General features: G+C 49.2%; 8 protein-coding genes and 1 tRNA gene. 7 read left to right on the top strand and 2 right to left on the bottom strand.

The genetic code is table 11. The features are described 5' to 3' along the window. Positions 1 to 304 precede the first annotated feature (304 nt). Positions 305 to 375, bottom strand: a tRNA-Cys gene (locus K7P01_RS27505). A 1,058-nt stretch (positions 376 to 1,433) separates the two neighbouring features. Here K7P01_RS27505 and K7P01_RS27500 point away from each other — a divergent pair. The 6 genes from K7P01_RS27500 to K7P01_RS27475 all read left to right on the top strand — a co-directional run bounded on the left by K7P01_RS27500 (position 1,434) and on the right by K7P01_RS27475 (position 9,396). Further along, positions 1,434 to 1,679 (top strand): hypothetical protein, encoded by a 246-nt coding sequence (locus K7P01_RS27500; RefSeq protein WP_267297813.1) that lies wholly within the window; start codon positions 1,434 to 1,436, stop codon positions 1,677 to 1,679. A gap of 281 nt (positions 1,680 to 1,960) precedes the next feature. Next, positions 1,961 to 5,131, top strand: coding sequence for a SusC/RagA family TonB-linked outer membrane protein (locus tag K7P01_RS27495; RefSeq protein WP_267297812.1), 3,171 nt, complete (start codon positions 1,961 to 1,963; stop codon positions 5,129 to 5,131). Between the two features lie 39 nt (positions 5,132 to 5,170). Then, positions 5,171 to 6,778, top strand: a complete 1,608-nt coding sequence (locus tag K7P01_RS27490) for a SusD/RagB family nutrient-binding outer membrane lipoprotein (RefSeq protein WP_267297811.1) — start codon at positions 5,171 to 5,173, stop codon at positions 6,776 to 6,778. A 69-nt stretch (positions 6,779 to 6,847) separates the two neighbouring features. After that, positions 6,848 to 7,981, top strand: a complete 1,134-nt coding sequence (locus tag K7P01_RS27485; RefSeq protein ID WP_267297810.1) for a mannonate dehydratase — start codon at positions 6,848 to 6,850, stop codon at positions 7,979 to 7,981. Between the two features lie 175 nt (positions 7,982 to 8,156). Next, the gene (locus tag K7P01_RS27480; RefSeq protein ID WP_267297809.1) at positions 8,157 to 8,870 is read left to right on the top strand and encodes a hypothetical protein; all 714 of its coding nucleotides are present in this window, start codon (positions 8,157 to 8,159) and stop codon (positions 8,868 to 8,870) included. Positions 8,871 to 8,874: 4 nt separating this feature from the next. After that, positions 8,875 to 9,396, top strand: a complete 522-nt coding sequence (locus K7P01_RS27475) for a hypothetical protein (RefSeq protein ID WP_267297808.1) — start codon at positions 8,875 to 8,877, stop codon at positions 9,394 to 9,396. A gap of 47 nt (positions 9,397 to 9,443) precedes the next feature. Here the strand turns inward: K7P01_RS27475 and K7P01_RS27470 are convergent, their stop codons facing one another. Further along, positions 9,444 to 10,172 carry a sugar phosphate isomerase/epimerase family protein gene (locus tag K7P01_RS27470; protein WP_267297807.1) on the bottom strand — a complete coding sequence of 243 codons (729 nt, stop codon included), beginning with the start codon at positions 10,170 to 10,172 and terminating at the stop codon, positions 9,444 to 9,446. Between the two features lie 494 nt (positions 10,173 to 10,666). On the opposite strand from K7P01_RS27470, the gene K7P01_RS27465 reads away from it, so the two are divergent. After that, a complete protein-coding gene (locus K7P01_RS27465) occupies positions 10,667 to 12,238 on the top strand; it encodes a hypothetical protein (protein WP_267297806.1) in 1,572 nt (523 codons plus the stop codon). The last annotated feature ends 13 nt before the right edge of the window (positions 12,239 to 12,251 follow it).

The raw sequence follows: 12,251 nt of genomic DNA, 5'->3' as shown, positions 1-12,251 counted from the left end.
TTAAGCAGAGCCCTGGCTCTGCAAAAGCTCCGTTTAGAAACAGAAAAGGCCGACTTAATAAGTCAGCCTTTAGGAGGTCCCGAGCGGATTCGAACCGCTGTAGGAGGAAAAATTATTAAGCAGAGCCCTGGCTCTGCAAAAGCTCCGTTTAGAAACAGAAAAGGCCGACTTAATAAGTCAGCCTTTAGGAGGTCCCGAGCGGATTCGAACCGCTGTAGGAGGAAAAATTATTAAGCAGAGCCAGGGCTCTGCAAAAGCTCCGTTTAGAAACAGAAAAGGCCGACTTAATAAGTCAGCCTTTAGGAGGTCCCGAGCGGATTCGAACCGCTGTAGGAGCTTTTGCAGAGCTCAGCCTAGCCACTCGGCCACGGGACCTTTTTTCGATCGTGCAAAAGTAAAAAAAACGGTTGTGATTGCAACGAAATCAAGAAATTTAGTGGCGCGCTGGGCAGCTCGCCGAAAAAAGGGTGTCATGATCCCCACCTTAAAAAAAATAGCTATAAAATCGTCTATCAGGCCTTCTGCTACAGCTCGACGCGGAAAATCCCGAGAACAGCTATTTACGACTTCCCGATGTGCAGCCAGTCTGCAATGACATTACTACTCCCTTGTAAACAATGATAACGGAACCAGTTCACTACACAAACATGCTGGATTCTGATGGCCTCCATCCAACTTGGAAACAGAGACAGTAAACGCATTTAGTAGAAGTATGATGAATCTTTAATATATCCTATAGGGTATAAAGGAGCTTATTAGGATCTGATTCCTCCCGCATACTTTTACAGGTATAGATATAGAGCGAGGACCGGCCGTTGCCCTGAGTTGGTGACGCATGACTATTATTTAGCAGGGCAATGGCAATAGCGGAAGAAAAGTTGAGAGATCTTCACCAAATGACGGTGCGGGCAACGGAAAATGCATTCGTACGCTTGATATCCGGCATGAAGGTATAAATACCTACGTATTCATACGGGTTACTCCATATACAAAACGCGTTTTTTAGAGGTCTACGCGAGCAACCGGATAAATCAGGTATATCAATAGGATGCTTTTTTATCCCTTTAAATTATTACATAAGGTGGTATTTTCTTGCTTGCGTAGAAATTTACCTTTTATCGGGATTCTTGGAATTCAGGTCCCCCTAAGCTTCTCTTCCCGCTATGAAATTCTTTACCCACCCACCCCGTTGTCATATTAAAAAGCCCCTTTGGTCTTATTTAGTGTGTAAATTAATATCTACACCTTGAGATAAATTGTGTTGCTGAGAAGCGCACGCTGCCCCATTCTTCCGGGGAAAGTGTATGAAAAAATGTACACGGACTAAAAATATCACACCCTCGGTGACGGCTTCCCGACGTGTAAAACTGAATGGTTTGCACACACGTTTGTATTCTACAGGCCGATTATCAATATTTGTTAAGCTACAACGTATGAGCGACACGACGCAACTTCAATTTGTTTACAACGCACCCGATACGGATTCATGGCATGGCGCTACCATTTGGAATAACGTTAAGAAAAGCGGCGCGAATGATTTAGGTTATAGTTACGCCAAATTCTTTGACAGTCTATATAACTACTGGGCGCGGATCACAGCAGATGCCGGACTAACAACAGATATCTTCAAAATCGTTGGTGGCGCGCTGCTATCTGGATCCTATAGATTACAAGCTTAACATTCACAACGAGCAATAAGAAACGTAGAATATAAAGAGAAACTGGCGACCTGGTGGAAGTAGCGGAGATTGATGCTGCGCCGCGGGTAACAATTCTGCAAGACCCTTTTTTTTAAGCGCTATACTAATTTCGACCTGTATACTAATACAGGATGGAAATCAATTTTTTATATAGAAACCTGAAGATGTCGCTCGCTTGACGTAGTTCGTAAAGCGGGGCGGTTTTCAAGGCAATAAAGCTGAACCGGAAGTAATTATCCCAATTTTAAAAGTAATCAATTATGGAAAAATCTTTACCAAAGCTGCAGGGTAGGTATATGGCCGCGTGCCTGTTACTGGTACTAAGTTGGCCTGGCAATTCGAAAGAATACGCCGGTGCTTCGGCCTCCGTTGACAAGGGGGCGTTGTCGCATACAGTTTCGCCTGTCATTGCCGCCATCACGGTACATGGAACGATTCTTGACGAAACAAACCAGCCTATGCCGGGTGTGAATGTCGTCGTAAAGGGAAGTGCTGTCGGAGTTAACACCGATGGCGACGGGCACTTCACTCTGGAGGTGCCGGATGAGAATGCCGTTCTCGTGATCAGCTTCATCGGATATAGCAGAGAAGAAGTTGCGGTAGGTGATAAGACTGAATTTACGATCACCCTGACTCCCGATATATCATCGCTGGACGAAGTTGTCGTGACGGCCTTCGGTATTAAAAAGGAAAAGAAAGCCGTGACGTATGCGGTGACCGAAGTACATGGCGAGGTGCTTACCAAATCCAGAGAAGTGAACCTGGGAAACGCGATGGTAGGTCGCGTAGCCGGTCTAAACGCAACAAGCACGGCCACCGGGCCTTCCGGTTCGAGCCGGGTGGTGATTCGTGGTAACGGATCGCTGAATGGTAATAACCAGCCGTTATATATTGTCAACGGTGTTCCTGTCACGAATGCCAACCAGGGTTCTGCCGGAACGTTTGGTGGTATTGATCGCGGCGATGGTTTGTCGAGCATCAACCCTGACGACATCGAGACTATTACCGTGTTGAAAGGCGGAACAGCAGCAGCGTTGTACGGCTCCCGGGCAGCCAATGGTGTGATTATGATCACCACTAAATCGGGTGCGGCACAGAAAGGTCTTGGTGTTGAATATAATTCGACCTATACCTGGGAAACTCCCCGCAACCTGACCGACTGGCAGTATGAATATGGATCGGGCTCACAAGGCAAAGCACCGACCACACAGGCCGAAGCGATCAGCGCTGGCAGAATGTCCTGGGGCGCGAAGCTGGATGGTTCACAAGTGGTTCAGCCCGATGGAGTGTCAAGACCTTATTCTGCGGAAAAGGATAACATCAAGAACTTTTACAACACCGGCCACACATTCACCAATACGGTGGCACTTAGCGGTGGCAACGACGTGGCCAATTTTCGCTTCTCAGCTTCCAACCTGGATAACAAAGGTATCGTACCCAACAACTCACTGAATCGCAAAACGTTTAACCTGAGCGCAAATGCGACCCTCGCGAAGAAAGTGACGTTCGATGCAAAGGTTCAATATAGCGTAGAAGAAACGAAGAACCGGACGTTTACGGCCGATTTTCAAAAGAACCCAAACGCAGGTGCACAGTTGATCGGTACCAACATCGATGTGAGAATCCTGGATCCGGGTTACGATGAGAAAGGGAACGAAGTGCTTTGGAACGACTATATCTATTCGACCAATCCTTATTTTGCTGTTAACAGAGTAAAGAATGGCGATACGCGCCGTCGCCTGATCAGTTCATTCAGCACCCGCTACAATATCACCGAGTGGTTGTATGTCAGGGGCCGCTTGGGAATAGACCAGTTTAACTTCGACGCCCAAAACATAGAGCCGACGGGTATCGCGTTCAACAACCGGGGCAGCATGACCACCGATCAGAATGTGAACCAGGAAGTGAACGCCGAGGCATTGATCGGTTTCTCGAAAAACTTTGGTGTCTTCTCCGTGAATGCACTCGCTGGCGGTAACCAAATGAAGACTCAAACAGAAGGCCTTAACTTGTCCAGCGGTTTTTTCAATGTACCATACCAGTATTTTATCGGCAATGGTAGCGCGCAGACGTTCAACAAGTCGTTTGGAGAAACGGCCATCAATTCACTCTTTGGGTCAGCCGATATAGGATACAAGAATATCCTCTTCCTTACGCTTACCGGCCGTAAGGATTGGTTTTCCACCTTGACGCAAGGTGATAACGAAAACTACAAGTTCTATCCTTCTGCTGGTGTAGGCTTTGTCTTCTCGGATGCTTTTGAGGCACCCGCCTGGTTGTCTTTCGGTAAGCTCAGAGCGTCGTGGGCAAGGGTTGGCGGCGGTGCGACCGATCCTTACGCACTGGCCCTTGCGTACACAGCACAACCTCAGCAACACCTCGGAGCCACGCTGATGACGATCACTAATTCCACGATCCCGAATGCGTTGGAGCCATACACCTCTACGACCAGAGAATTAGGACTTGAATCACGTCTGTTCGAGGGCAAGATCGGTTTTGATGTCACGGTTTATAATCGCACCACTACGGATGACATCGTCAACGCATCTGTTCCTCTTTCCTCCGGATATTCTGCTGTTTCATTGAACGTGGGTGAGATGGAGAACAAGGGTATTGAACTGCTGGTCTCGGGCACGCCTGTACAGAAAGACGCGTTTACCTGGGATGTGTCGTATAACCTGGCCTACAACAAAAACACCGTGGTGAACATTTCCGAGGGTCTTACGTCGCTGTTTTTACCCGGCGCGACTACCCGTACACAGAACGGTGGCATCTATCATTTCGAGGGAGAACCGTTTGGAGTGATTGCAGGAAATCGTATGAAACGTGACGCCGATGGTAACATTATCTACAACAGCGCTACCGGCATACCCGTACAGGGGCCGCTGGAGATTCTCGGACGCGGTGTACCTCCGGTAACCATGGGATTGACGAACAATGTACGGTACAAGAATTTCACCTTAAACGTACTGGTGGATGGTAAATTCGGCGCGCAGGTATATTCAGCAACCAACGCATACGCTACTCAATTTGGACTTCATAAAAACACGGCAGCGAATGGCGTACGTGAAACGGGTGTTAAGGTTACAGGCGTAAACCAAATAGGCGAACCGTACTCGGGCACAGTATCGGCACAGACGTATTATTCTACGATCTGGTCTACCATTACCGATCAGTTTGTAACCGATGCCGATTTTATCAAACTGCGTTCTGTAACGCTAACCTACGCATTGCCTAAGGACCTGCTGGCCAAAACACCTTTCCAGTCTGCCAGCCTGTCTTTCGTATCGCGTAACCTGTTTATTCTATATAACTCGGCTGACAACATCGATCCGGAGTCAAGCTACAGCAATGGAAATGCCCAGGGACTGGAAAACTTTGGCCTGCCGACCACACGAAGCTATGGCTTTAACCTGCTGGTGAAGTTTTAGAATCTTATGTTAAGAATGGTTATTTCAAACATTAAACTTATGATGAATTTTATAAACTATAGACGAACCGGCCGCCTCTTCAAGACAGGCCTGGTCGCTCTCCTGGTGTTTACGTCTTGCGACAATGGGTTTGAAGATATGAATAGGAACCCAAATGCGTATACCGAGCCCGTGATCGGTAACCTGTTTACCACAAGTTTGATTCGTACGGCCGGTACCGGTACAGCCGATCGCAATAGAACGAATATCAAGTATTTTGCCGGGGTGATGCAATACATGGCTTCCCTGGGCACGAACTGGTCAGGTGATAAGAACTTCGAGAACGGACAGTTCGGCGATTTCTTTGAAACAGCGTATTCGGTTCACCTGAAAGAGCTCGAGCAGGTACTTGCTGCAACGGAGGGTGACGCGGAGATGGTCAATCTGCATGCCATCGCCAATATCTGGCGGGTATTCGTTCTGCACCGCGTAACTGATCTCTACGGCGATGTTCCTTACCTGGAGGCAGGGAAGGGTTTTCTAACACAAAACTACAAACCCGTATATGACAAGCAGTCGTTTATCTACCCGGACATGCTGGCGAAGCTTGAAACGGCCATTGGACAATTGGACGCGGCTAAGTCTTCGTATGGTGTGTCGGATGTTGTCTATCAGGGTGATGTGGCCAAATGGAAAAAATTTGCCTACTCGCTGATGCTGCGTCTCGGAATGCGCTTAACAGAAATAGAAGAGCCGACCGCTGAGCTCTGGGTAAAGAAGGCTATTGCCGGCGGAGTGATGAGCAGCAATGCCGACATGGCCAAATTGAATCACGTAGCAGGCAATGGAAATACCCAGAACTGGGATGCCGCTGAATTGAAACGCGAAAGTCTTCCGGAATCTAATGCCGGTAAAGGCCCTGTGAAGCTCAGCAGCACGCTGATCGATTTGCTGAAGAGCAAGAACGATCCACGTCTTCCATTTTACGCTACGCTGTGGGAAGGAAACATCCTGGCGATCCAGGCTCAAAAGCTGCCGACGACAACCGACCCCGCCATACAGAAGGGCCTGCCCAACGGCTATGATGCCACGACGATCAAGACCATTATTCCGGACTGGAGCAGCAACGACCTGGTGAACTATTCGGAGCCCAACACCGGCACCATCGCCAGTTTGAATGCTCCCACCGTGTTGCAGAGCTATGCTGAAGTGGAGTTCTTACTCGCAGAAGCGGCCATACGTGGCTGGGATCTGGGAGACCCTGTTGCTCACTACAACGCTGCCATTACTGCCTCCATGCAATCTACTACTATATTTCCCGGAGGTATCGTAATCAGTGCGACCGCGATCTCGGATTATATAGCGGCCCAGCCACTGGACGGAGCAACGTTCGATGAACAGATGGAACAGATCCATACCCAGTTTTATCTCGCGCATTTTATGTGGTACGATAATTTCGAAGCCTGGTCTAACTATCGCCGTACCGGCTACCCGACCCTCGTGCAGACCAATTACCCTGGAAATTTCACAGGCGGCACGCCCATCTTAAGACTGCGTTACCCTGTATCTGAATCGACGCTGAACACAGTGAATTACAATACCGCTGTCGGTAATCTGGAAGGCAAGGCCGATCTGTATACCGCGCCCGTTTGGTGGGATAAACAATGACATTTGTGTAACTTGAAGGCTGCTCCGGCAGCCTTCCCTTTTCTTATCACAACTAAACCGTTAAACAGTATGAAAGACAACCGCAGAAGTTTTATAAAGAAAAGCGCATCGCTGGCCGCACTGTCAGTAAGCGGTGGTGTAGGCGCTGCATGGGCGCAACCGGCAGAGAAGAATGAAATGTCCGTGAAGGAAGTAGCGCGCGATGCGGGCATGCAAATGTGCGAAGCATATTTCGGAGGCATGCACGAACAGAAGATCGCGCTGACGAAACAAATGGACGTGCTCGGCGCAGTAGGGGGGATCAACCCGCGGGTGGCTGGCCTCGGCGCCGATGCAAAACCCTGGGAATATGACACGATACTCGCTGTAAAGCAAGCCTGGGATAAGGTAGGGTTGAAGCTGCGGGTCATCGAAGGACCGCCGTCTCTTGGCGAAAAAACAAAGCTCGGCCTCGAAGGACGCGATGAGGAGATCAGCAACTTCATTACGTTCATGAAGAACCTGAGCAAGGCAGGCATCGACACCATTTGCTATAACTGGATGCCGGTGATCAGTTGGTACCGCACACAGAACGATCGCCCCGGCCGCGGCGGCGCATTGATGACAGCGTTCGACAATGAGAAGATCAAAGATCTACCCCTCACATCCTATGGAGAAGTGTCGAAGGAAACGCTGTGGAAGAACCTGGAGTACTTTCTGAAGGCGGTGGTTCCCGAAGCAGAGAAAGCAAACATTAAGCTGGCATTGCATCCCGACGATCCGCAGGTAGACAGCATCCGTGGCATTTCTCGGATTATGACCACATCAGCGGCCTTCAGACGTATGTTGGACATCTATCCCAGTCCAAACAACGGCGTGACCCTGTGCCAGGGAAATTTCGCGCTGATGGGCGAAGACATCCCTGCGCTTATCCGCGACTTCGGTAAACGCAAGAAGATCCATTTCGTGCATTTCCGGAATGTTAAAGGCGGCAAATTTAATTTCGAAGAATGCTTTCACGACGAGGGCATCATCGATATGTACCAGGCCATGAAAGCTTACTATGACATCGGTTTCCAGGGACCTATCCGCCCCGATCACGTACCGACCATGTATGGCGACAGCAACGACTTTCCCGGCTACAGCACCATCGGCACATTGTACGCGCTGGGCTACATCCGGGGATTGATGGAGGCGGTCAGCAAGGCCAAGATTCGCGCATAAAATACGATCTGCTTATACGTCTTGCGGGCATGAGCTTACGGGCTTCATGCCCGTATCTTTTACGGGAGCCTGAGGACCGCGGACATCGTGTTTTTTACGGCATGGTTAATGCTGACATCCCTTATAACGCGATTATGCGTAATTTGGGGTAGATTTTGTATCAACGAACGCATTTATGAAAAAACTTCTCTGGATCGTATTCATTTTGTCATCGTGCTCACCGGTGTACGTGCCCAACGTTCGCAACGCTGCGCTATTCCGTGGCGCGGGGGAAGTTCAGGTGTCGGGACACGCGGGTAACGGAGTAGATTTGCAGTCGGCAGTTTCTGTTACGGATCACATTGGCGTGATGGCGAATTATGAGTTTGTAAATCGTAATAGCGAAAGTGAAGATAGCTACATCAAGCACAAGTTCTGGGAGGGCGCCATCGGGTATTATGAGAATTCTGAAAAGCTGTGTTATGAGATTTTTGGAGGGTATGGCAGAGGAGAGGGGACAAACTACAACAATTATGATGATCTGTTCATCGCCCCTTCGGATGTCCTGGCGACAGGAAAATATCAACGGTTCTTCATTCAGCCTTCTATTGGCTCGAATCAACGCATTTTTAATTGGATACTTTCTATGCGAATGAGCTACGTCGACTTTGAAGAATTTGTTTATGATGGCCGGCGTGCGACTTTCAACGATCCGGCGATATTTGTTGAACCTGCTTTTACGGGACGGATCAATTTTGGTCAAAGCCCTATCTATACACAATTCCAGACAGGATTCAGTTTCACTACGCAAGGAGCCACCGTCTATGATTACGCACCCTTTCATTTTTCTTTTGGCTTCGGTCTCCGGTTAGGCGGTCTTCAAAGAGACAAAGCTGACAGCGGAAGCTAGATGTATGAAAACCCATATCGTATTTTTTCTGTTGGTCCTTTTTGCCGCCTGCCAACAACAAGGGCAAAAAGAAATCACTTTTGCAAACATGCCACCTGCGCAGAAAGTAAATTACGATACAACAAAGTTTACAGAGGGGCAGGTGTATCAACGTGATACTATAAATCATCCACTACGGCAATTTTACCTGGCGTATTCCGAATGGGAGAAAATCAGTTGCATCGTTGCTGTGGATGAAACAGGCTATTGGGATAAATCCATGATTGGTCTGATCGAAACAAGCGGGAAGTTAAGAGTTCATTACAACCAGCAAAAAATCTATTTGCCGCCAGTCAATAACGTGAAAATGAAGGAAGGCGAGTATAAAAACGTATTCAAAAATGATACGCTCGAAATACAGCTTTCAACTCACCTTGAACCTAAGACAATCCTGAGATGCCTGACCGGAAATGGAACGCTGACTGTCAAGGTCGGTAGTCAAACGATAGAAGAATCGGTTTTCCTGGTGTACGAAATAGAAGAATAGAGCTGGCGGTGTGATCTTTCCCCGCGGGAACCACACCAGCATAGAGCCTAAGACAATTTCATAATCCCTCTCACATACCCAATAGACTCTGCCAACCCCGGCACAGCATCATCCCCATCCTTCTCATATTCAAACGCCACGACACCCTGGTAGCTGATTTTCTTCAGCGCCTTCACAACATCCGGAATAGGAATAACACCCCGCCCAATTTCGATCGGAGCACCATCCGCCGCACGTTTGTCAACGTCCTTCATGTGGAGGTCGTAAAGCCTATCTTTATATTTTTCGATAAAAGCAACCGGATCCTGGCCGATGCGGATCACGTGGCCAATATCGATGCAGAAGCCGATGCGTTTATCCAGGTCTTTGATTTTATTGTATACATCCAGCGGGCTGGAATACAGCTCGTCGCCAGGGCCATGGTTGTGGATGGCTACCTTGATGTTATGGGCTTTTACTTTTTCATTGACCATCGGCAGCAGGGAATGTTTGGGCACGCCGACAATCATCTCGAGCTGCGCGGCGGCGGCGTAATTAAATACGGTTTCAACCTCTTGTTCTGTATTCATGTAAATAACGCCTGCCCCATACAGGCGAAGGCCGGCGGCTTTGACTTTTTCCGCCACTGCCCGAAGGTCCTCGGCGGAGCTTTCCAAAGGCATGTGCATGCTTTTCAGCGATATTGCTGTAAGGCCCAAGCGTTTGGAAATTTTAATCACGTCGTCCAGGCTAAATTTGCGCAAGGTATAAGAGGCAAGACCAAGCTGTAGGGTCACAGCTGCCGATTTAGTTCCTGTTGGCTCTGCGTGGGTTAGGGCAGGGGACAGGCCAATGGCAGCTGCGGATAGCCCAAGCATTTTTAAGAAAGTGCTTCTGGATTGGATCATGAGAAATGGGGTTTACGGAGTATTGAAAATCGCAATTTTACGTGCGACGGCCTAAGCACGAATAGACAAATCAATTAATACGGATCATGAACGGTAAATAGGCTATGCTTTTTATGCGTTTTTTCGTGAGTGGCGGCATCCGTAAACCGGATTTATCCGGGTCGTCTTCATACGTTAATCATGTGTGGTATATTTTGGACATGCCGGCGTGTGATTTTCTGCCGACAATACCGTACGCTGATAGATTATTTTCAGCGCTTCTGCGACCATTAAGTCTCTATTAAGCGCATAGTAAGCGCCTGCCGCTATCTTTTGTTCATAACGTTAACGCCATGGACTGCAGTCCGCTTTTAGGAGTCATTTATAACGAAAACTAAACAATCATGAAAAAGCAAAAGTACACGTACGCAAAAGCCTTTATTGTTCTTTTGGTTAGCGTCTTGGGAGCATGTTCAGATCAGGGAATTATTGACAGTGATAGTGATAAGGCGTTGGGCCCCGAGTCGACTCGTGGCAAGGTCATTGCGCCCCTGGCCTCTCCGGTAGGCGATGTTGTTGGAAAACTGGTCGTCGGATATCAAGGGTGGTTTGCCTGCGCGGGTGACGGATCCGCATATAATACGTGGGTGCATTGGGGTGGCGGTGCGCAAGGCCCCAGGCCCGGTAATCAGACCTTCGATTTGTGGCCCGATGTGCGGGAGTACACCACCACGTATCAAACCGGCTACGCCAATCTCGGCAATGGACAACCGGCGCGACTATTTTCCTCCTGGGATCCACAGGTAGTAAACAAACACTTCGAGTGGATGCAGCAGCATGGCATTGACTGCGCGGCCATGCAGCGGTTTGGAAAGAGCGACGGGCAGAAGGATGGAATTGCCACCCGCGTGCGGAACGCCGCGCAGACCTACGGGCGGAAATTCTTTATCATGTATGATCTTTCCGGGTGGACCAATTTCCAAAGTGAGATCAAAACGGATTGGACCAACGCCATCGTGGGCAATCTGAACCTGACCGGGTCGAGCGCCTATGCAATCCAGAATGGTAAGCCCGTGGTGTGCATCTGGGGTATGGGCGTTGCCGACCGGCCGGGCAATGTCACTTCCTACCTGGATGTCATCAACTGGTTCAAGAGCCAGGGGTGTTTCGTTATTATAGGTGTACCCCGGGACTGGCGAAATCAAACGGCCAATCTTCCGGCCTTTGATGCAGCGAACATGATCACGCCCTGGGCCGTCGGAACATTTAACAGCCTGGCAGGCGCTGACAGCTATATTCCCGTCATGCAAGCCGACCTGGCGTATTGCAATGCCCGTAATATGGATTATATGCCCGTGATCTGGCCCGGCTTCTCGTGGGCCAATTGGAATGGCGGCGCCCAGAATCAGATTCCCCGGCTCCACGGCGATTTTATGTGGCGTCAATTCTATAATGTAAAGAACGCCGGAATGTCGACCGGTTACGTCGCGATGTTTGATGAATACGACGAGGGCACAGCCATTGCAAAAGCTGCCGAGAACGCCAGCATGCGTCCGACTAATCAGTGGTTCCTGAGCCTTGATGCTGATGGCGTGGCCGTCTCATCGGATTTCTACTTGCGGCTTACCAGAGATGGTGCGCAGATGTTAAAGGGCCAAATCGGTCTTACGCCCAATCACCCGACGCCTCATACTACCAGCAGTGGGGCAGGCGTTGTCTTTTACCAGGATATCAACTACGGAGGAGCAGCCAGTCAGGCATTGCCGGTCGGTAATTATACACTGGCACAGCTCGCGGCACTCGGTGTACCAAACGATTGGGCATCGTCTGTCCGCGTACCCGCCGGCAGGACGCTTATTATGTATTCCGACGACAATTTTAGCGGAATATCGTGGACACGCACGGCAGATACGCCCAACTTCACAACGCTTTCGCCGAACGCCAATGATTTGGTTTCGTCTGTAAGGGTTCAGTAACGAACAAAGAGGT

The organism is Parachryseolinea silvisoli (assembly GCF_021190955.1).
GTDB lineage: Bacteria > Bacteroidota > Bacteroidia > Cytophagales > Cyclobacteriaceae > Ohtaekwangia > Ohtaekwangia silvisoli.
The sequence above is the reverse complement of the archived record's forward strand: the minus strand, read 5'-3'. Positions and strand labels throughout refer to the sequence as shown.